This window comes from Nostoc foliaceum FACHB-393, from assembly GCF_014698505.1.
Taxonomy (GTDB): Bacteria; Cyanobacteriota; Cyanobacteriia; order Cyanobacteriales; family Nostocaceae; genus Nostoc; species Nostoc foliaceum_A.
Map to the genome: position 1 here is coordinate 330,292 of NZ_JACJTD010000001.1, position 22,433 is coordinate 352,724.

The 22,433-nt window shown below is 39.7% G+C and carries 13 protein-coding genes; 9 read left to right on the plus strand and 4 right to left on the minus strand.

The features are described 5' to 3' along the window. Positions 1-157: 157 nt before the first annotated feature. The 5 genes from H6G92_RS01345 (at position 158) to H6G92_RS01365 (ending at position 7,084) form a co-directional block, all read left to right on the plus strand. A complete protein-coding gene (locus H6G92_RS01345) occupies positions 158-1,006 on the plus strand; it encodes a cupin-like domain-containing protein (RefSeq protein ID WP_190889945.1) in 849 nt (282 codons plus the stop codon). A 107-nt stretch (positions 1,007-1,113) separates the two neighbouring features. Continuing rightward, positions 1,114-2,481 carry an MFS transporter gene (locus tag H6G92_RS01350; RefSeq protein ID WP_190889946.1) on the plus strand — a complete coding sequence of 456 codons (1,368 nt, stop codon included), beginning with the start codon at positions 1,114-1,116 and terminating at the stop codon, positions 2,479-2,481. A 327-nt stretch (positions 2,482-2,808) separates the two neighbouring features. Further along, a complete protein-coding gene (locus H6G92_RS01355; RefSeq protein WP_190889947.1) occupies positions 2,809-4,446 on the plus strand; it encodes a glycosyltransferase family 39 protein in 1,638 nt (545 codons plus the stop codon). Positions 4,447-4,565: 119 nt separating this feature from the next. After that, a complete protein-coding gene (locus tag H6G92_RS01360; RefSeq protein ID WP_313889925.1) occupies positions 4,566-4,994 on the plus strand; it encodes a GtrA family protein in 429 nt (142 codons plus the stop codon). A 47-nt stretch (positions 4,995-5,041) separates the two neighbouring features. Next, entirely contained in the window at positions 5,042-7,084 is a 2,043-nt protein-coding gene (locus H6G92_RS01365) for an alpha-amylase family glycosyl hydrolase (RefSeq protein ID WP_190889949.1), read from the plus strand. Positions 7,085-7,111: 27 nt separating this feature from the next. Here H6G92_RS01365 and H6G92_RS01370 read toward each other — a convergent pair whose 3' ends face one another. Next, positions 7,112-8,431, minus strand: a complete 1,320-nt coding sequence (locus tag H6G92_RS01370) for an MFS transporter (RefSeq protein ID WP_190889950.1) — start codon at positions 8,429-8,431, stop codon at positions 7,112-7,114. Between the two features lie 280 nt (positions 8,432-8,711). On the opposite strand from H6G92_RS01370, the gene H6G92_RS01375 reads away from it, so the two are divergent. Then, positions 8,712-10,364, plus strand: a complete 1,653-nt coding sequence (locus H6G92_RS01375; RefSeq protein WP_190889951.1) for an ABC transporter ATP-binding protein/permease — start codon at positions 8,712-8,714, stop codon at positions 10,362-10,364. 26 nt (positions 10,365-10,390) lie between these two features. Next, on the plus strand, positions 10,391-11,617 hold the full coding sequence (locus H6G92_RS01380) for a macrolide family glycosyltransferase (protein ID WP_190889953.1): 1,227 nt from the start codon (positions 10,391-10,393) through the stop codon (positions 11,615-11,617). A gap of 255 nt (positions 11,618-11,872) precedes the next feature. Here the strand turns inward: H6G92_RS01380 and H6G92_RS01385 are convergent, their stop codons facing one another. From H6G92_RS01385 to H6G92_RS01395, 3 genes are all read right to left on the minus strand, one after another. Then, a complete protein-coding gene (locus H6G92_RS01385; RefSeq protein ID WP_190889955.1) occupies positions 11,873-12,610 on the minus strand; it encodes a glycosyltransferase family 32 protein in 738 nt (245 codons plus the stop codon). A 639-nt stretch (positions 12,611-13,249) separates the two neighbouring features. Next, positions 13,250-13,483 carry an MbtH family protein gene (locus H6G92_RS01390; protein ID WP_190889957.1) on the minus strand — a complete coding sequence of 78 codons (234 nt, stop codon included), beginning with the start codon at positions 13,481-13,483 and terminating at the stop codon, positions 13,250-13,252. Positions 13,484-13,519: 36 nt separating this feature from the next. Continuing rightward, positions 13,520-20,032, minus strand: a complete 6,513-nt coding sequence (locus H6G92_RS01395) for a non-ribosomal peptide synthetase (RefSeq protein WP_199344638.1) — start codon at positions 20,030-20,032, stop codon at positions 13,520-13,522. Between the two features lie 571 nt (positions 20,033-20,603). On the opposite strand from H6G92_RS01395, the gene H6G92_RS01400 reads away from it, so the two are divergent. Together H6G92_RS01400 and H6G92_RS01405 are read left to right on the plus strand one after the other, a co-directional pair. Further along, complete coding sequence (locus H6G92_RS01400) at positions 20,604-21,491, plus strand: 2OG-Fe(II)-dependent halogenase WelO5 family protein (RefSeq protein WP_190889959.1); 888 nt, start codon at positions 20,604-20,606, stop codon at positions 21,489-21,491. Between the two features lie 6 nt (positions 21,492-21,497). Beyond that, entirely contained in the window at positions 21,498-22,433 is a 936-nt protein-coding gene (locus tag H6G92_RS01405; RefSeq protein ID WP_190889961.1) for a glycosyltransferase family 2 protein, read from the plus strand.

The following is a 22,433-nucleotide window of genomic DNA, read 5'->3' on the forward strand; positions in this document are numbered from 1 at the left end:
AGGCGGCGGGAAGCACACTTGCTTTTTGGGGTGTTTCGACTGCGCTCAACATAAGTGTTCGGGATAGCCGCCCGGCCGCCGTTAACTGTTAATGTGAAATCCCATCCCCTTTTAGGTGTGGGATGATCTGAAAAAATCTACAAATAGGAATTTTTTGATGAGTAAACATGATTTAACCACAGTGAGGCACATTGAACGGGTTGAACAACCGACAAGAGAAGAATTCCAAAGGAATTTTCTCTCTCCTAGAAGACCCGTCATCATCACTGATGCTATTAATGATTGGAATGCTCTCTCTTTATGGACTGCAAATTATCTAACTAGCTTATTTAGTGATAAAGAGGTTGAGATAAGTGTTTCTCAAAATAGTATTTTTACAGGCAATCTGGAAAATGGATTTGCTAATTTGAGACAGAAAATGCAATTTAATGACTTTATCAACATCCTGAGTTCAAAAAATAAATTTGATAAATTCTACTATCTTCAACAACAGTCAATCCCTACAGAATTTCCCGAACTCTTGAAAGATATTAAGTTTCCAGAATATTTTGATAAAAAGTTATTTGTCGATCCAACAATTTGGATTGGTTCTGGCGGTAACACATCTCCATTGCATTATGACGCAATGGATAACTTATTTATTCAAGTTAGCGATCGCAAGCGTTTTCTGTTGTTTGACCCGCAACAAACATCTTCATTATATCCTTTTCCGGCTGGCTCAAAAATCCCCCACATGAGCCAAATAAATATTGAGAACCCAGATTTGGATAAATTTCCCAATTTCCAAAAAGCCAAATATTTTGAGTGTATTGTTGAACTTGGTGAAATTTTATTTATTCCTGCTTTTTGGTGGCATCAAGTATACTCACTAGAAAATTCAAATCACCAGCTAAATATCTCTGTAAATTTCTGGTCTAAGCCACCTATTAGTCAATTTTTAACTCCTCCTGGGCGGAGATTGGCAGCACAAATACCCACTATTTTAAAGAGAGCTTTTAGTCGATGATTCTATATTAGAATGGTATAATAAGTAATTTTTTCAACCTCAGAACATTTGTTAATTTACCTCCTGAAACCTTACAAGCCAAAAAATATACATCTAATTTATAAAATATGTATGTCACTAAACTAATTGAACTAATTCGGGAACTGCGTAATTTTACCCTCTTTTGGCTGGGGCAGTCTCTGTCTGAAATTGGAAATCGCCTAACAGGATTTGGTTTAGGTATCTGGGTTTATCAGAATACTCATGCTGTTACACAACTTAGCCTAGTTATATTTTTTACAACCTTGCCCGGTGTATTAATCACTCCCTTTGCCGGTGCATTAATAGATAGATGGAATCGAAAATGGACAATTATTTTTAGTGAAATAGCTGCGGCTTTAATCACACTCACACTTGCTGTACTATTACTGACTGGCAATCTGCAACTTTGGCATACTTATGTTTCTGCATTTTTTACCTCAGTCTGCGGTTCTTTTCAAATGACTGCCAAAGGTGCTGCTTTACCTTTGATGGTTCCTAGCAATCAGATGGGGAGAGCTAATGGCTTGATTCAGTTCAGCACAGCATTAGGACAACTGGTTGCACCAATCTTGGCAGGTCTACTCATTGCTAATGTACAACTTCAGGGCTTGCTGCTGATTGATTTGTCTACTTATTTAATTGCATTGTTAACCCTACTATTTATTCATATTCCTCAGCCAGAATCTAGTATTCTGCCAACAATGGGAATATCTACCATCATCAATGATATTGTTTATGGCTGGGAAAACATTTCTTCTCGCTTTTTCTTGCTGATTCTACTGTCATTCATGACAGTTTATTTTTTTGTGAACGGCATGACTTCTGTCTTGATTAATCCCTTAATATTATCTTTCTCTTCAACTACAACATTTGGGAGCGTAATGTCAATTGCCGGCTGTGGAATGGTTGCTGGCAGTATCCTTATGAGTATCTGGGGAGGAGGCAAAAAATCTATCTCTGCTCTATTTATATTTTCGGCATTAAATGGGATAGGTCTACTAATCACTGGCATTAAACCCTTTATTCCTACCATCGCCTTGGGCATTTTTATTTCATTTTTTACCTTGCCCATTATTCTAAGTACTAATAGTACAATTTTGCAAACTAGCATCCCCCAAAATGTCCAGGGACGTGTTCTTTCCTTGTTCTACACTTTGGCAGGCTTGGGTGGGGCTTTTGGTAATCTTAGTGCCAGTCCCCTAACCGATGGATTTCTGGAACCTATGCTATCTAATGATGGGCTACTTGCTAGTACTGTAGGGCGGGTAATTGAAACTGGTTCAGGGCGTGGAATCGGTTTTTTGATGGTTCTTGAAGGGCTACTTGTTTTAATCATGTCAGTCAGCTTATACAATTATTTTGCATTGAAAGAAATGGATGAAGAATTATTAATTAGTGATGGAGAAATAATAAACAATAAGATGATAATAAATACGTTTGACCAAGAACATTAATAACTCATCCAAGGTAGCTGGATAAACATAGGTATTTTGCTTTTATTTACATCCAATTTAAATTACTAGTTTATAGACTTTTTTGTATTAAGGAAAACAGGTGATAATTTATTAACTAATTATAGATATTTAAGTATACAAAAAGATAATTAAAGCCAGCTATCCGTTATTTTAAAGTTTTCATAACCGCAACATCTGTCCCTTAATAGCTGTTGCTAGTACATGATAACCAAATTCTGCTTTAGCATCATTGAGACATCTTTCTATTAAAAGACCCTCCAACCGGTGCTAACAACAACTTTCTCGGTAATGATACATATGCAATAAATGGACAATTTACAAATACTAGCAAAAGTAAATCCTCCAACTTGGTTAAAAATCTTAGTAATAATCCTGATCGGGTTAGGTATTTTCTTTCGCTTTGCTCATCTAGGACACAAAATATACTGTTGTGATGAATCTTGGACATCTGTAGCGATTTCTGGTCACACGGTAGCCGGGCTAAAACAGGAAGTTTTTAATTATCAAGGCACAATTCCTATTACCATCTTCGACAAATATCAACATATTAATCCAGGTCATGGTGTGGCTGATACAGTGAATTACTTAATCACCTCAGACCCACAGCATCCCCCCTTATATTACGTAATGGTGAGATTGTGGGCACAAGTATTTGGAGATTCACCTACTGGGATGAGGAGTTTATCAGCACTCATCAGTATGTTGATATTTCCCAGCGTGTATTGGCTGTGTTTAGAGTTGTTTGAGTCGACCGTTGTGGGATGGGTAGCGATGGCATTGGTTGCCGTTTCTCCTTTGCAGTTATTTTTTGCTCAAGAAGCCCGTCAATACAGTTTGTGGATGGTAGAAATTTTACTATCTAGTGCTGCATTATTGCGAACTATTAGACAAGAAAATAAAGTAAATTGGGTTGTGTATACCCTCACCTTACCCTTGGGATTATACACCCATTTATTCACAGTTTTGGTAATGATCAGTCATGGTATTTATGTAGTTATTCAACAACAATTTCGCTTTACGAAAACCTTACTCAATTATCTGCTTGTTAGTATTGCTGCCTTCTTAATATTTTTGCCTTGGTTGATTGCGATCATCCCCCACACTAGGACAGCACTAGAGCTTACTTCAGGATCGGCAGTAAAATGGATAAATAATCCCTTTGAGCTAATCGCTATTTTTCTGATTCGAGTTACCCGAATATTTTTCGATCTTAATTTAACTTCAGATATATTCACATTTAATAGTTTTACTCTTGAAGGTTCTCTAATTTATAGTATTACTGCATTAATATTCAGCTTAAGTTTGATTGGTTATTTGATTTTTTACATCATAAAAATACTCAAGTACAAAACCAGCCTATTAATTTTTTTAATGGGAGGATTTACCAGCCTATTGTTAGTAATATATGATCTAATCTCTGGTGGAATTCGCTCTATCCAAGTTCGCTACCAATTGCCTTTATATCTCAGCCTAGAAATTATTGTAGCCTATGTTTTAGCTTTTCATATTTTCCAAGAAAAGACGTTGCAGAAAAACATCTCTCAATCCCTACTAGTCGGATTGCTGATAGCTGGGTTAATTTCTGATGTCAGATTTTTTCAAGCTGGAAATTGGTGGACGCAATCGGATGGACAATTTATCAGAGAAACAGGTCAATTGATTAAGGAATCAGAGAGACCTTTACTGGTAATTAATGATTCTCCTATTAATTTGGGAGGAATCCTAACCTTAAGCCGTTATTCACCAAAAGTTAGCCTACTTCCAGTAGCAGATGATAGCCTGTTGCTGATTCCTCCGAAATTTAGTCACATTTTATTTATGCAAAATAATAGTAGTTTATTTCATCAACTGGAGCAAGATAAAACCTATTCTTTGAAAATTGTTAAAGTGCTTAATCTACCACCTGGAGGTTTATGGCAATTCGAGAAAATTGAGCAATCGTAAACAGTAGAATTTGACACTATATAAGTAGTAAAAAATAAAACCCTATAAGCCTAATGAATCAATGTCTTCAGATTAATATTCTAATAAATCGGCTGTGTTTAAGTCTTCCTTGGCTGGTTGTGAATAGGCTGATTTGTTTCGCCATAGTGGGTTTAAGTGGTGTATTTGTAGACTTAGGAGGATTCTATATTTTGCATACTCTATTGGGTTGGATGTTAACTCCAAGTGCAATACTTTCAACAGAGATAGCAATCATTAATAATTTTCTCTGGAATGATCTATGGACTTTTGGAGATGTATCTGTTCAGAAACAATTAGACAAGCGGTTGCGACGTTTTTTCAAGTTCAACCTAATTTGTTTTTTTGGACTGATTTTTAATAGTTTAATTGTAAATTGGCTATTTTATAAATTCGAGATGAATGAATACATTGCAAAATTAGTAGCAATCGTTGGTGTAACTTTTTGGAATTTTTCGCTCAACTGGAAGGTGAATTGGCAAATAAGCGGGACAGAAGTAGATGTTTTGAGAGATAAGTCCATCACCTGAGCTAACTTTTTTGCTAACTCACCATTTTTAATTCGTAGGAATGCTCTATGCGTTATTTTGACGAATACTGTGAAGTACATTTAGACCCTAGCACAGCACCATATACTTGGGTATTTAAGAGTGATGAAAAAATCTCCATCAGATTTGGTATTCACTTATTTAAAAATCCAGATTATGGCCAGATAGTTTATGAATTGAATGATGGACAAGGTTATTCCGATTCAGATCGAATTACGGCACAAGCTGAAAGCGTTATAGAAAATGGCTTCCAAATGTTCTCAGCCATCCTACCGCCTATGAGTAGCGGGGGAGGATATCGTTACAGTTTAGGTTATGTCGATACATTTGGTAATGAACATACAAGCACGCGATCGCATTTTTTGTTAGTCTGTGATGAAGCACCCCGCTCAATGGCTGAAATCCCATCTGTATTTCTGGGCTATGTAGATAATCAGCCTTTATATGGACTAAAACCAAAGGTTGCAATGACATCTAGTCCCGATGATTGGGAAGCACGTCTATTTTACTCAATCATGATTGATCGATTTGCTCGCAGTGCAGACAGCAACTACACTGGTCTAAGTGCAGTCAAATATGATCCAACTTCACCCTATACAAGTCATGGTGGAACAATTCGGGGCGTAATTGAGCAGATAACATACTTGAAGTCATTAGGAATTCGAGCCATTATCCTCAGCCCTGTCTATGTCAACGCTGCTGATGGCTATCATGGCTATCATCCTATCCACCTATTGATGGTTGATCCACGTTTGGGTACACTTATGTGTCTGCGTGAACTGGTGAAAACTGCTCATGAAGCTGATATTGCTGTCATTTTAGACGTTGTTAACAACCATATTGCAGATAGTATTAACTGGCAAGAGTATGGGGGGCCACCAGGGGGAGAGTTCAAGTATGTGCAAGGTGATGGCTCTGCGGTTATGCCTTTTCCTATAGAAGCCCGTAACACATTACTCTTTCACGGGCCTGAATACACTGATATGGTAAATCAAAGGCTCTTTGGCTTCTTAGAAGATTGGCGAACAGAGACAAGCTACGTCCGAGAATTACTGATTCAACACCTAAAATACTGGATTGCAGAAACAGATATTGATGGCTTCCGATACGATTCAGCACGTCACGTTGGTCTTGATTTCTGGGAGCCTTGCGTTGAAGAGATATCAAGGTATGCTGCCTATCTTGGAAAAAAGCAGTTTCTGCAAATAGCCGAACACGCTGGTAGTACTCACGAAGAAGTAATTGCCTACAATGGAGCGAAATTTTCAAATCTGATCGACTACCCGACTTATTATGCTGTCAAGCGTTCTTTGGCTGATGGTAATTGGCTAGGGGGTTTGGCAGATTATTTTTGTGGTTTTCTAGAGCCATCGCATCCATATTATGCTGGTTGGCGGAATAATATTATGTTCCTCGATAACCAAGACACAAGTAGAATTTTCCATCACTTCTTGAGTTGTCTAGGAAATCAGGATGAAGCGCGAGTCCGGTTATATTTTGCACTTGCTTGCTTAATTTTGGGGCCGCAAATACCTTCTATCTATCAAGGAACAGAGCAAGAATTTTCTGGCGCTTTAGGGATACATCAACACCAGGATACAGGTGAATGCATTGGTCATGATTGCTATGTGCGGGAAGATATGTTTGATAACCCTGCTTGTGTGTGGGAATTTGGGCCGATTAACCGCAAAATTTTTGAACCATATAATAAAAACCACCCAAGTTTTTTACTAATTCGACAGCTTGCCGAAATTAGGTTTCAAAATAGACTAATTCATAGTGGAAACCGCACTCTCTTATGCTCTAGGAATAATGGTCTCTGGTGTGTACTCATTCATGGTGCAGAGGATGAACAGCCGCTTTTTGTGGCGATGAACCTGGGGTCTACACCAGTAGTTGAGGAGGCTTTAAAGATTCCTAATTGGTACGGCAAGTTCTGCGGAGTCGATATGTTAATTGCTACATCGGGGGGAGTATTCCATCTTGTGGAAGGTGGTATGCGAATTAAACTTCCACCATTCACATTTGTCTTAGGACGACTATTACAGGTGACAATTAAAGCTCAAGAATAGGAGCAAGTTTTATTGTCTCTTTAATCCCTACATGGGGGTAACATTGCCTGCTGAAGATTCAAAATCAGGTACATTAACTTCCAAGTCTCGGATGGCAGGGTATTGGGAGCCAATAAATGCTGTCATTAATATAAAACACCCGATAATTACAAACAATAGTCCAATCCCCCGACCAGGCCCAGAACCAATTATTTGGCCAACCAGTACTTGAGACCAAACTCCATCAAAAGCCATCAGTGGCTCGAAAACATAGTCAGCTAGGGGGCCTGCAACGATCGCAGCGAGCGGTATAGCCGCCCCCCACATTGCTCCGGTTAATGCAAATACTCTTCCCTGTACCGACTCGGCAACTTTTGTCTGCAAAATAACTTGCACTGAGCCATTGATGAAAGGCGCAGTCAGGAAGAAAAGTAAAGTAGCGATCGCAATTTGGATAATAGAAGGGCGTAAACCCGCAAGGGCAATGCACACCCCACTTACCGACATAGTGATTAGAACAGGGCTGATTAAGTTCTGCCAACTATTCTTCCATGTGCTCATCACTATAGCTCCCACGAACATACCAAGACCGCTAAGAAATGCAATCTGTCCTAAGCTAGTTGGCGTAGTTAATGAAAGAATTAGGGGAAAGCTTAGTACACTCACGAAGCCGACCAAGAATTGATAAATGGTGAACAGAAGCACAAAGCTGAGTAGTCCCGGACGCTCTGTTAAATAAGTCCAGCCGTAGAGTGTTTCTCGCAAAAATGAGGCAGGCGGAGTGGACTCATTCGCTTCAGTAACCGGGCTGATCTCAGGGAATCGCACCAACAGAAGCGGAACAAGGGCAACCAGTAAGGTTGCGAAGTCGATAATCAGAATGCCTTTTTGCTTAACAATAGCCAGTAAAATACCTGCTAGTAAAGGCGAAATGATTTGCTGAATGCCCATGCCCAATTGAATCATACCGCTCACCCGTGCTAAATCCTCTTGAGGCACCAAAGAGGTAATGGAAGCTTTATAAGCAGGCGTATGGAAAGCACCGATGATGGAAGTAATGATATTTCTGAGATAGATGTGCCAAATCTCTAATTGACCAATACTGATTAGTAGTATCAGAATTAGGGTACATAGTCCTTTACAGGCATGACTAATAATCATGATCCAGCGACGATCCCAACGATCGACTAATGTGCCTGCTATTGGCGAAATGACGATGAGCGGTATCGTACAAGTCAGGGTAAGGAAAGCAAATTGGGTGGCAGAGCCAGTTTGCTGAAATACCGAGATATCTAGAGCAAACCCGGTCATAGACACGCCAATCAGAGAAATTAGTTGTCCTAACCAAATAAATGTGAAAATACGCATTTTTATGTATAAAATTATGATTTAGTTGTCGTTCTGTATTATATGTATACTTGGTCGAGTTGAAATGAAAGTACTACTTATTTTAACTAAGACGAAGTGCGTAAACTCTAGATCATGGAGTAGATATACATAGATAAAGTTAGCGATCGCTAGTAGGGGGTAAATTGCGATCGTCAATAAGACTCTCTTTTGAACCTGTCTCTGATTAATCCCTACCGCAATGAATAGAGGGCGTAGTTATGAAAATCCTCAGAACTAGAAAAATTTATATAGTCTACAAATGAATCGATTCAGCTTGAAAGCGGTTAAACGGTTTTGGGCGATCGCTCAACTCTATTGGTTAGGCAATGAAAAACGAGGTGCTATAGGTTTACTTGTGCTTCTCGGAGTTTTATTATTAGCTACCACTCAAGTCAAGGTTTTCTTAAATACTATACAGGGAGATTTAATTTCTGCCCTTTCCGCCCATAATAGTACTAAATTCTGGCAAGGTATACTAGTTGCCTTCGGGGGAATAATCGTCTTTGGTTTCCTAAATTCTGGCTATGGTTTTCTGCGAGAGACAATCGGCATTTATTGGCGACGATGGTTGACCCATCATTTACTCAATCAATATTTCCAAAATCGCGCTTTTTATGATCTGAGTAACTCTCATAAAGAGATTGATAACCCAGACCAACGTATTTCTGAAGATGTTGCCAATTTTTGCCAGCAATCTATTCAGCTGCTGGTGAATTGTCTGGAATCTATTTTTGTAGTAATTGCTTTTAGTGTCATTCTCTGGTCTATTTCCAAAAATCTAGTTATTGCTTTGGTAGTTTATTCTATTTTAGCTTACGCCATAACTATTGGGTTCTATGGCAAAAAATTAACGCAACTGAATTTTGAACAACTAAAAAAAGAAGCTGATTTTCGCTTTGGTTTAGTCCGTATCAGAGAGAATGCTGAGTCTATTGCCTTCTATAACGGTATCCTTCAAGAAGCTAATAAAATTAAACTTATATTTAATGCAGTTTTTCATAACTTTAAGCGATTGATATTATGGTCAGAGGTGTATTTAAACATATTTAAATATCAGTTTGGTTATCTCCCCTGGATCATACCAGCATTGATTTTAGGAAACCAAATTCTGTCAGGTGAGACGGAGGTGGGAAAAGTCACAGAAGCTGGTGGTGCCTTTGGACAGGTTGCTTTTTCTGTGAATCTGATTATGTATCAGTTTGAAAAATTTACTAAATTTGCTGCTTCAATTAATCGCTTATACGTATTTTATGAATATCTCAAACAGCCAAGTAAAGCAATAGCTAATTCTAGGACTATTGATATAGTTATAGACAGCCGTTTAGCCTTGGAAAACCTGACTGTCGAAACACCCAATTATCAAAAAACTTTATTTAGCAACCTTTCTGTAGCACTGGAAAGAGGACAGGGATTACTAATTATGGGAGATAGCGGTTGTGGTAAAAGTTCTTTGTTGCGTGCCTTGGCTGGTTTATGGAATTCGGGAACAGGTGTGATTGTTCGTCCAGAATTAGAAGAAATGCTATTTTTACCGCAGCGTCCTTACATGATTTTAGGGACTCTTCGGGAGCAGTTAATCTATCCTAACGCCAAGGTTGATTTGAGTGATGAAGAACTCCATCAAGTTCTCCACAGAGTCAATCTGTCAGACTTAGCAGAACGGTTTGGTGGTTTTGAGGTCGAGCAAGATTGGAGTGATGTTCTTTCTTTGGGGGAACAGCAAAGATTAGCTTTTGCTCGGCTTTTAGTTACGAAACCAAAATATGCAATTTTAGATGAAGCGACTAGTGCTTTAGATATTAACAACGAAGAACATCTTTATAGTCTTTTACTAGAAACAGAGACAACCTTTATTAGTGTTGGTCATCGCCCTACTCTCAAAAAATATCATCAGGTCATTGTTAATCTTTAAATTTGTCAAAATAGCAGGTATTTTCTATGAGTCGTGTAATATTTATGAACGTTTCCGCTGCCGGGCACGTTATTCCAACCTTTGGATTAGTGACGGAGTTGATGAAGAGAGGTGAAGAGGTAATTTATTACGAGGTTCCCCATTTTCAACAAGAAATCGAGTCTTTTGGAGCTGCTTTTCGTTGCTATCCTCAACTCAATCCTGAGACAGCGCCACCATCTGAAAATGAAATGTCTCTAGTGCCTTCTCTAACTTGGTGTACTCGTGAGATGCTACCAGCACTCTTAGAATCAGTGCGTGCAGAAAAGCCAGATTATATTATTCACGACTCTCTCTGTCTCTGGGGAAGACTAGTGGCACAGTTGCTCAATATTCCTGCCGTTAATTCCATTGCTACAGCCGCTTTTACTCCCGAAAGTTTCTATGAATGTCCTTGGCTGAGGAAGAAACTACCACGATTGTTAAAAGAGGCGGCTGGTGGGATGAAGCACTATCGTCAACATCAACGTGAGTTACGAGCAACTTATGGTGTACCTCCAATTAAATTTGTTGACACTTTTACTAATATTGAACCTCTCAACATTTGTTATTTACCCCTAGAACTCCAACCTTATAGCGATAAATTTGATGAAAGCTTTCATTTTGTTGGCCCTTGTAATCCCGTGCGGGCAGTAGAATATGATTTCCCAATGAAGAAATTGAATTCATCCAAGCTCATCCTGATTTCATTTGGGAATATTCACGACCCAGGTTTGGGATTCTACCATAAATGCATTGAGGCTTTTGCTAACACAGATGCTCAGGTGGTAATGGTGTTGAGTGCAGCTTTGGATGTCACACTTCTAGGAGATATCCCAGAAAACTTTATCATTCGACCTATGGGAACTGTTCCCCAATTAGAAATATTAGAGCGTGCCAGTCTATTTATTATGCACGGTGCAGGCGGTGGAACACGGGAAGCTGTCTGGTATTCGGTGCCAATGATTGCAGTACCACAAACTTATGAGCAAGAAATCATTTCCCGCCGCATTCAGGAGCAGGGTGCAGGAATTATGATGATGTTAGAAGATATAACTTCAGAAGGCTTGCGACAAACGGCGCAGCAAATTTTTGATAATAGCTCCTTCCGAGTAAATAGTGGTCGTTTGGGTGACGCTTGTCGTGCGGCTGGCGGAGTAAAGCGAGCGGTAGATGAAATTCTGCGATATGTTTGTGAGCAGAAAGATTCACAGACATTAGAATCTATATCTTAATTGCTGCTGCTGCTAGGGAAGTTGGAAAAAGTTTGTAAATAGAGTGATACTAATTCTCCATGAAGATGCACGTAAGTTTTATTAAACGAACCGCAAAGGGCGCAAAATACGCAAAGTAAGAGAGATATTAAGTAATTATTCAGTGCAAGTTTAAAGAGAATTGGTATTACATAATAAGCACTGTTTTGAATTGTTTAATTGTATTTGCCTCTTTTTGAAGTAAGCTTATTTTATAAACAAGCCCAGGCAAAAAATTTAGACAGTACTTTTGAGGAAAGAGCGAAAGAACCAGTATGGTTCTAAAAGCATACCGAATAAAACTCTGGTTATCTGGTGTTTTGCAGGCAACCAAGAAGTAGTCATGTGGTGTATGGTATAAGTCTCTGAGCTAGGCTGGCTCTTGAAGATTTTGCCGTTAAGTTCCATTGGAGCACCTGGTTCAAAAATATATCCTGGACATATACGAACTGTGGGACTTTCATGGAATTTACTTGCTACTACGGAATCATTTAACATGATAGGCCCGGTGCTGTAGCCTACATAATAGGGCATGGTATATTGGGCTGAATTATCTTTGCGTTTTTGTAATTCCTCGAAGACTTTTAGCCAGAGAGGATGTCCTGGAACACTGCCCATAATGGCATTACTAAAGCAAACTAATTTTGAAAGCACAAGCTCAAAATCTGCTAATAAATCATCAAGTGGTTTGAGGCATTCAATATCCATATCAATATAGAAACCTCCATAATGATGAAGGATAAAATAGCGTATGGCATCAAAACGTTGAATTTTATGGGGATAAGCATCAAATATTGGCAGAAACCAGGGATAATTATCTGCCATAAATTTCTTTGCTCTGGCTTCATCCCAAAATTGGTGTTCCCATTCTGGGTGATGCTGCAAAACTGTTTGATGATAACGACGATATTTTTCTGGTATGGCTGCTTCTCCCAGAAAAAAAATCTGATGGATTATTTTGGGAATTTTAGTCATTGAGCAATTGGGTGTGGTTTTGATTCTTCGCAGTCTCTAGTACTTTGTCAAGCTAGTTTTGAGGGTTTGTAGTAAGGACTTTAGTGCTTAGAAAATAAGGACTAAAGTCCTTACTACGAACTTCTAGTCCTCAATCTCTAAGAGGATGTTTGAAAAGTCGTGATTGATGTATTAAATATTTTTTACCCCTTCCTAACCCTCCCCTTATAAAGGGGAGGGGACTGGATTTTCTGGTTTCCCTCCTTTACAAGGGGGGATTAAGGGGGGTGATTAAAATCATAGTCAAACATCCTCTAAAAGGATGTTTGAAAAGTATTATTGCTCACATCAAAATATTAAAAACCTAGCCCCCTTTTTCTATAAGAGAAGGCAGGGTGGTTTCATACAACCAGAGAAAAACTAAAACTGGGTTTCAAAGCCTCTCTCCGTTTCGGGGAGAGGTTTGGAGAGGGGTAAAAAGCCATGCTACAAAACAAGAAATCAAGGCTTATGTATTTTTCTTTTTTCGTATGAAACCACCCTGCTTTTTCTATAAGAGAAGGGGGGTTTCAAAGTCTCTCGACCTTTCGGAGAGAGGAATGGAAGCGGGGTTTTTATTAGTATACTTTTCGAATTTTCAAACATCCTCTAACTTAAGTTTTACAATTCAGGATGAGCAGATGCTTCTTGCATCGCCTGACGCAAACTTAAAGGACGCATATCTGTCCATACTTCTTCGATATAGGCTAAACATTCAGTTTTAGAGCCTTCTTTGCCTACAGATTTCCATCCTAATGGCAGTTCCTGTTTCCATTTCGGCCAAATTGAATATTGTTCTTCATGATTGACTACTACAAGATAAATAGTTTCGTCGTTGTGTTCGTTGTTACTCATGGTTTTTTAGGCTCCTTTGTTTTGGTGATTGGTCTATTACCCATTACCTTTAACTAATATGCCGTCATCGCTTAAGTTTACAGAACGGCGTTGGCGCGAGGCTTTGGGAATATCGGTGGTTGTTTGCACAGATGGAGAAGTTGCTAGTAAAAGAGCGATCGCTTCTGGGGTACGATGGGTGAATAATTGAGTTAAGGGAAACTCGGTTTGATAGGTTTGGCGCAAACAGATGGCTAATTGGGTAACTAGCAGGGAATCTCCGCCAATTTCAAAGAAATCATCGGTAATTCCTACCTGTTCTATTTGCAATAAACTAGCTATCAGGGAACAGATAGTTGCTTCTTGCTCATTTCTAGGTGAAATGTAAGGTTTACTTGTCCAACTCCAATCGGGTGCGGGTAAAGCTTTGTAGTCGACTTTGCCGTTAACTGTTAAGGGAATGGCTTCTAGTGGCACAAAGACCCCTGGAATCATATAGTCTGGTAATTTGCTCTTTAAAAACTCTGGTAAGACGGTTTTCAGGTCTGAATCGGTATTAGAGATAAAGTAAGCAATTAGCCGATTATCTCCATTTGCAGCTTTCCCTACGGTGACTAAGGCTTCTTTTACTTGGGGGTGAGTGCTGACGACAGCAGTAATTTCACCTAGTTCAATACGAAAACCGCGTATTTTCACTTGCTGGTCGGCGCGCCCGAGATATTCTAGTTCGCCATTCGGTAGACGACGCGCTAAATCTCCACTGCGATATAGACGACTACCAGGAGTTTTGGCGTAGGGGTCGGGAATAAATCTCTCTGCACTCAAACGAGGCTGATGCAGATAACCCCGCGTCACTCCCGCACCGCCAATGTAGATTTCCCCAGGAACTCCTATCGGCATTGGTTCCAGATTCTCATCTAAGATATAGAGATTTAAATCGGGAATCGGTTGACCAATAACGCTACCTCGATTGGCGTTTACATCTGCTTGGGTAATCGGTCTATAGGTGACGTGAACGGTGGTTTCAGTAATACCATACATATTAATTAATCTTGGTTCTTCGTCGCCATATAACTCAAACCACAGTTGTAGGATTGGTAGTTCTAAGGCTTCTCCCCCGAAAATCACGTAACGCAAAGGTAGCTTTTGTGTCTCTGATGTGGCTACTTGGATTAATTGCTTGAAGGCTGATGGAGTTTGATTTAATACCGTAACTTTGTGGTTTTGGAGCAGTTGGAAAAAGTCCTTTGGCGAGCGACTTGTCCAATAGGGGACTACGACTACTTGACCGCCATATAGCAAGGCTCCCCACATTTCCCAAACGGAGAAGTCGAAGGCGTAGGAGTGAAACAACGTCCAAACATCTGCGCTGTTAAATTCAAACCAGGATTGAGTGGCTTTGAGCAAGCGAATAACGTTGGCATGAGTGACAATACAGCCTTTCGGTTTGCCTGTGGAACCACTTGTATAAATTATATAGGCTGGATGCTCTGGTAATATCTGGACTGCTAAGGACTCATGGCTTTGATTTTCTAGTTGGGTGGCTATCTCTTCGAGAATGATAATTTCGGTATCACCTGCGGGAATTTTAGGAACGACTGAACGCTGGGTGATGAGTAGAGAAACGCCACTATCTTGTAAGAGAAATTCTATGCGATCGTTTGGATGACTAGTATCAATCGGAACATAAGCGCCACCCGCTTTGAGGATTGCTAGGATGGCTATTACTAAATGTTCAGAACGTTCTAAACAAAGTCCTACAAGGGTTTCTGTCCTAACACCTCTGCTTTTTAAGTAATGTGCAAGGCGATTGGAACGAGTATCTAATTCCGCAAAACTGAGAGTAGTTTCTTGGAAACAGAGGGCGGTTTTGTCTGCATATTCGGAAACCGCTTGAGCAAAGGCAAAAACTAGGGTTTGGTCAGATAGATAATTGGCTGAGTCGAGATTGGAAGCTTGCAGTAAGCTTTGGCGTTCTTCAGAAGAGAGGAGCGATCGCTTGTGGTATGGTGTTTGTGGTTGAGTGGCGAGTTCAGTCAGGGCAGTTTGATAATACTTGCTATATTGCTCAATTTGTGCGTTGCCAAACTGCTGCACGTCATAGATTAAATTTAATTGCAGGGCTGCACTTCCTGGAACCAGACAAAACTCTACTAGAAAGGGAAAATCTGTCTCTTCAAAAATATCAACGTTTTTAACTTCAACTTGGGGTAGATTTAGCAGCCCTTCATATACGTGAAAATGGACGTAGTTAAATCCCACTTCAAATAAAGGACGCTGATCAATCAGGCGTTGCATCTCAGCTAATGGGAAATTCCGATAAGGGAGAATGTCCCGTTCAGCCCGGAAAACGGCTTGGATTAACTCTAACCAACTACCGGATGTCAATTTCATCCTCAACGGTACTGTATTGACGAACAAACCTAACAGATTTTGACTGTCGAGGGTTTCGGGTCGTCCATTGATGACATTACCAGTCACGACTTCATTTTGTCCAGTTAAAAAGGAGAGAACGCGCAGATGCACGGCTAAAAGCGCTGTTTTCAGAGGAACTCCGGCATTTTTGGCAACTTTGCGGAGGCTATTAGCTAACTGCTCGTCAATGGTGACTGATAAGCGTTTTAGTTGGCGTTTTAGACACATTGAATGCTCTACATTCAGACGCGGGAGGGTGCTAACTTCCAAGTTGCTGAGATGTTTTTGCCAAAATTCTTGCAGTTGCTTGTCAGCGATCGCTTGTTGTTCTTGAGCGATAAAATCTCTGTAAGCAATCTCTGGAACTGTCAACGCTGGAACGTTTGCGGTTTCTAAATACTGAACATAACGTTGTAACAATTGCGTGAGCAATGTTGCGACACTCCAACCATCCAGAATGACGTGATGAAAACTGAAACTGAAGCTGAGTTGTTCATCTGAGAGTCGGTGAATCTGGAAGCGGAATAAGGGAGGTTTCGCAATATCAAAGGAGCAGGTTTTTTCAGATTCAATCCATTTGGCGACTTGCTGAGGTGCATTCGCTCCCAAATTACGCAAATCGACAACCGTTAAAGGTAATTCAACTTGAGCGTGAACAATTTGAATCGGCGTGCTGTATCCTGTCCAATGGAAAGAAGTCCGCAATACTGGATGCGCGCGACAAAGATCAGCGATCGCATTTTTCCAAGCCGCTTCTGAATAGGTGAGGCATAAATCAAAGGTGAAAATTTGGTGGAAAATTGCCGAGTCAGGATGCATCTCACTGTGATAGAGCATTCCTCCCTGTAAACTAGACAGGGGATAAGCATCTTCGACATCTTTTGGTAAGCGCTGGCGATCGCTTTCAGACAAAAGGTCAATCTCGATAGTTTTACTTAGCTTAGTTGTAGTTAATACTGATTTTCTTACAGCCAACTGACGCACAGTTGCAAATTCATAAAGTTCTCTAGCGGAAATTGCAAAACCTGCTTTTTTAGCTTTAGCGATAACTTGCAAAGCCAGAATCGAATCTCCGCCAATTTCAAAGAAATTATCGTCAATCCCAACTTTTTCCAGACCGAGAACTGCGGCTACAATTGCACAGAAGCTTTCTTCATCAGCATTGCGGGGAGCTACATAATCTTCTTCTACCCTTAAAAGGTTCCAATCGGTCGCAGGTAATGCTTGGGTATCAATTTTACCATTAACAGTCAAAGGGAAGGCTTCTAAACTCACATAAGCTGCTGGTACCATATACTCAGGCAGCTTGGTTTTGAGATACTGACGCAGTTCATTAATATTAGGATGGGATTCTCCTGGAACAAAATAAGCAACCAGCCTATTTTCTTCTTCCCATTCATCAGTCACAATCAAAGCTTCACGAACTTGAAAATGGGATGTTAACGCTGTTTGGATTTCTCCCAACTCAATCCGAAAACCGCGAATTTTGACTTGTCTATCTATCCTTCCCAAATATTCTAAATCTCCGTTAGGCAATCTCCGCGCTAAATCGCCACTGCGGTAAATTCGTCCTTCTGCAAAAGGATTCGGTAAAAACCGTTCTGCTGTCAGTGCGGGACGATTTAAATAACCGCCAGTCACCCCTGCACCGGCTACATAAATTTCTCCTGGTAATCCATCAGCAACGGGTTCTAGTTTTTCATCGAGCAGGTATATCTGCAAGTCGGGAATCTCTGTACCGATTACACTAGCACGGTTTTTGGTAAGATCGGACTGGGAAATGGGGCGATAGGTAACGTGAACGGTGGTTTCTGTAATCCCGTACATATTAATTAAACGCGGGTTTTTATCCCCGTACCGTTCTAGCCAGGGACGCAGACTTGGCAAATCCAAAGCTTCACCGCCAAAGATAACATAGCGCAACGCCAGTTTTCCCACACTGGCTTCGTCGGCGCGAATCAGTTGGTTGAAGGCGGAAGGAGTTTGATTGAGGACAGTTACCCGTTCTGTGGTGAGAAATTCGCGGAATGATTCCGGTGATCTACTTAACCAGAACGGAACAATAATTACTTTACCACCGTAGAGCAAAGCTCCCCACAATTCCCAAACGGAAAAATCAAAGGCGAAGGAGTGAAACAGCGTCCAAATATCTTGTTCGTTAAAACCAAACCAAGCTTCTGTGGAACGCATTAGCCGGATGGCGTTAGCATGGGTTACAATGCAACCTTTGGGTGTGCCAGTGGAACCACTAGTGTAAATGATATAAGCTGGAAATTGTGGTTGTAAGTAAATTGGTGGTAATGTATCTGGTTGATTGCTAAGTTCCTTTTCTATTGATTTGAGAGTGAATGCTACTACTTCTTTGTCAGTCAATTCTGATAAAACTGAGTCTTCAGAAATGAGTGCCAAAATCCCGCTATCTTGCAGAATTAATTGCAGACGTGCAGAGGGAGAATTAGGATCGAGGGGAACATAGGCTGCACCAGCTTTCAGGATTCCTAATATGGCAATAATGACGTTTTCTGAACGTTCTAAACATAATCCTACTCGTGTTCCTGGCTGCACTCCTTGGCTTTGCAAATAATGAGCGAGGCGATTTGCCTTTGCATTAAGTTCGGCGTAGGTAAGGGTGATTTTGTTAAATTTAACTGCGATATTTTCAGAATACTTGTTGGCGGTGCTATCAAAAGCAGAAACGAGTGTTTCTGTGGTTAACGCGAAACCTAACCCCCTAACCCCCTTCCCTACAAGGGAAGGGGGAAAAGTCAAAGCCTCTCCCCTACTAGGGGAGAGGTTTGGAGAGAGGTTTTCCAAATCCTCTGAAACGCTTACTTCCGGTAATCCAATAGACAGGCTAGAAATGGTTTGTTCTAAATTTTCTGTGACTTCCTCAAACAGATTTTGGAAGTTTGTAACTATCTGTTCTACTGTCTCAGAATCTAAATAGGAAAGATTGTAATCAAAATCAATTTTGATGTCACTATCTTCCTCATATTCTCGCACATAGATAATTAGTGGAATTTTTTGCTGATGGCTGTAGAGAGGAACACAACTTGTTTGACTATCAGCAAAACATTCGTTGTAATCGTGCCTTTCGTAGGAAAGATAAACTTCAAATAAATGGTCTTTACTGCTTGGTTGTAAGCCAGAAATTCGCTTTAATTCTCCTAACGGAAAACGTTGATGGCGATAGTCTTGCCGCAATAGAGAGCGGATTTGATCTAGAAGTTCATGGACTGTTTTATTGCCATTGATTTCCACCCGGAATGGAATGGTGCTAACAAATAAGCCAATGGCATCTTTAAAACTTTTTTTATTGCGATTTAAAAGAGATAAACCAACAACTAAATCACTTTTGGTATAGCGTTTAGCTAAATAAATTGTAACTAAACTCAAAATCAGATGAAAGACATTTGATTGAATATTTTGGCAAAGAGTGTTAACCCGGTTATACTGCTCACGATAAATATAAATAGATTGACGGTTTCCCATCAATCTTTGGGGTTTAATTTGAGGAAAAATCTTAGGTGAAACCTGCTTTAAGCGCTGTTGCCAATATTCGCGATCGCGCTGAAAATTCTTTGATTCTAAATACTCTGATTCTTCCTGAAGATATTCAATTAAAGACCAATCTCTTTCTATTTGATTATCCGTACCTTGATTAATAATTTGATTGTAAGTTTTTATTACTTCCCTAAAGAAAATAGAGGTTCCCCAGCCATCAGTGATAACATGATGATATTTAGCAAAAATAATATGTTTTTGGCTGTTAATCCGAATTAGTTCAAAAGCCACTAGTGGGGAATTTTCACCAAAGCTAAAAGGCGTGGTAAATTGCCTATTTATATACTCTTTGGCATCTTTTTCACTCTTTTCATGACTTGAAAAATCAACTAAAGTAACCTTTGCATCTTGGTGCGGTGCAATTGTCTGCAAAGGCTTACCTTCAGATTCATAAATTCGTGTTCGCAAACCTGGATGACAGCGAATTACTTTGTTAATGGCATAATTGAAAACTTCAATATCGAAAGCACCCTGAACCGTGACAACTGCACCGATATTCAGATGGGAACCTTCCGACCACATCATTTGGTCGATATAAATTTCTCTTTGATTGATTGATAATGAAAATATTTTATTCACGGTGTCTGTCATAATTCCTTAAATAAATTAACCTTTTCAGGGGCAAAAACTTTGAGATAATTCGCTTTTAGCCCAAGTTAATATTTACTAAGCACACACGGAGTGAAAAATGTCTTGTTCCTATATATATAGATACAAGCAAGTTAATTATTAAACATTTACGCTCAACTTGGTATGAAGTTGAGTAGTATAAAATTTAACTATTTTTGACTCATCATAAATCAATATGTTTAGCTCATTTTAAGTAGAATGTTTTTATTTTGATAATTATTTTACAAAAAACATAACTACAACTTATGGTTACTCAAAGTGTAGTTGACAAGAAGATAATTATATGAAATATATGATGATGTCAACACCATGATGTAAAAAATTTATCTTGCTCTGCAATTAAAGCAGCCTCCCTGATGCTGCCGGACAAGTCTTGAGAGGTAAAATTTTTGCAAAAATATTGTGAGTCTACACGTGTGAAGGGCTGGAACTTCCAGTACTACAGACTATAAACACTCGATCTATGTCTGCTTTGAGCGTAACGGATGAAAAGGTTTCAGGATTTTTAACCCAGAAATTTTAAGTAAATACTATGCCTAAAAGAGTCATTTCCAAAGAACCCCTGTTTAACTTTATTGACATTCATATCTCAGACATAGAGAAACATCCCAACGCCTTGCAAGATATGCTGTTTAACCGCAGCTTTGAGGGGATGATTATCCGCGAGGTGTTGCCTAAAGAGACTGTTGAGTTAGTCGTCAGTCGCCTAGAAAATAATGAAGGCGGGATGAGTGGGATTCTAGACTCTAAGTTTGCCGAGGCAATTAAGGGAGCCTATACTTTGGGTGAAAACATTGTTTTCTCCGACCCTGGCTTGCAACAGTACTTTGATTATGCAGCCATTTTTCGGGAAAAGTGCCGCACATTGTTTGAAGGGAAGTTGGACTTTGAGGCGCTAATGGAATCTGTATTAAGCTCTCTTTCTGGGGGACTTTCGGTACAAGTACCCAATGGGCCTCAAGGACAAAGCTACATTCCAGCTACCATCCGTAAGGTACCAACAGATCATGAGTTTCCTATCCATGTGGGGAACGATTTTTTGAACAGTCCTCAAAGTGAGCATTTAAGAACCCTGGTGGATGTCACTGACCAACTCAGTTTCTTCATTCCCGTAGCTCTCCCGGAAGCTGGAGGGGAACTAGTTATCTATGGGCTAGAGTGGGACGGTGAAGAGTTAGTTTTTGAAGACACAAACTCTAAGAACGGCTATGGCTCTCGCTTATACCAGCAATCACATCAGGTATTTGATCAGCAGTATGGAAGCATGACTTTTAAGCCGAATATTGGAGATATGATGTTATTCGATGGTGGTCGCTTCTACCACTGTATCGTCCCAACAATTGGCGATCGCACCAGAATAACTATTGGTGGATTTCTCTCGTTCTCTAAAGAGCATGATGCAATTTACTACTGGAGCTAATTTTGTATGGCGAAAGTGAGTATTGTTACACCCTGCTACAATGCAGAAAAATTTATCGGTAAGGCAATAGAAAGTTTGAGCAATCAAACTTTCACCGATTGGGAGTATGTGGTTGTAGATGATGGTAGTACTGATAAATCTAAAGAAATTGTAGCAGATTATCTGACTATAGAACCTCGTATGAGGTTGATCAAACAGTCCAACAGTGGGACGTGTATAACACGTAACAATGGTTTTAAAGCTTGTTCTTTAGAATCGCAATACTTATTATTTTTTGATGCTGATGACTGCTTAGAACCCCAAATGCTAGAGGTTATGGTTAAATACCTTGACCAATATCCTCATGTTGGTGCTGCTTACTGCGATTTCTCTAATATTGAGGAAGATGGTAAGTTAATAAACACCGTTTCCTGGCCAAGATTTGTCCCCTCTTTTTTTGGCGTAAAAACCCTACCCTATGATACTCCTGAAACACCTTTGGCAGCTATTGTGGCTGGTTTAGGAGGTGGACTAGACGGACGTTGTGTTTTTCGTCGATGTATATATGAAAAGACATCGGGATGGGATGAAAATTTAGGGAGAAATGGTGGACATATACTTGACCTCTTGCTACAAGTTGCTTTAGTCAGCGAAGTTCATTTTGTAGCCGAAAAACTGCATCAATATCGTTTACATAGTATTAATCAACTACATAGGACAGTTAACTTTAAAACTCAAGCTCAAAAAATTACTAACAAATGGAAAGATGGAAAATGGTTGACCCAAGAGCAAAAAGCCAAAGTAGCTGAAGTTCTGTGGTTTTATGAAAAAAGATTAATGCCTTTATTCGAGATGCAATCTGGAACAGACTTGATGCGACGTGGACAAGTTGGTACAGCATTAAGGTTATATCTGGAAGCTGGGAAAAAGTATTTTATGTCATTTTTTCCGGCATCACTTTAA

Excerpts from the sequence above, each read along its gene's own strand:
- H6G92_RS01345 (WP_190889945.1), top strand. The coding sequence starts at position 158 with ATGAGTAAACATGATTTAACCACAGTGAGGCACATTGAACGGGTTGAA.
- H6G92_RS01350 (WP_190889946.1), top strand. The coding sequence starts at position 1,114 with ATGTATGTCACTAAACTAATTGAACTAATTCGGGAACTGCGTAATTTT.
- H6G92_RS01355 (WP_190889947.1), top strand. The coding sequence starts at position 2,809 with ATGGACAATTTACAAATACTAGCAAAAGTAAATCCTCCAACTTGGTTA.
- H6G92_RS01365 (WP_190889949.1), top strand. The coding sequence starts at position 5,042 with ATGCGTTATTTTGACGAATACTGTGAAGTACATTTAGACCCTAGCACA.
- H6G92_RS01370 (WP_190889950.1), bottom strand. The coding sequence starts at position 8,431 with ATGCGTATTTTCACATTTATTTGGTTAGGACAACTAATTTCTCTGATT.
- H6G92_RS01375 (WP_190889951.1), top strand. The coding sequence starts at position 8,712 with ATGAATCGATTCAGCTTGAAAGCGGTTAAACGGTTTTGGGCGATCGCT.
- H6G92_RS01380 (WP_190889953.1), top strand. The coding sequence starts at position 10,391 with ATGAGTCGTGTAATATTTATGAACGTTTCCGCTGCCGGGCACGTTATT.
- H6G92_RS01385 (WP_190889955.1), bottom strand. The coding sequence starts at position 12,610 with ATGACTAAAATTCCCAAAATAATCCATCAGATTTTTTTTCTGGGAGAA.
- H6G92_RS01390 (WP_190889957.1), bottom strand. The coding sequence starts at position 13,483 with ATGAGTAACAACGAACACAACGACGAAACTATTTATCTTGTAGTAGTC.
- H6G92_RS01395 (WP_199344638.1), bottom strand. The coding sequence starts at position 20,032 with ATGACAGACACCGTGAATAAAATATTTTCATTATCAATCAATCAAAGA.
- H6G92_RS01400 (WP_190889959.1), top strand. The coding sequence starts at position 20,604 with ATGCCTAAAAGAGTCATTTCCAAAGAACCCCTGTTTAACTTTATTGAC.
- H6G92_RS01405 (WP_190889961.1), top strand. The coding sequence starts at position 21,498 with ATGGCGAAAGTGAGTATTGTTACACCCTGCTACAATGCAGAAAAATTT.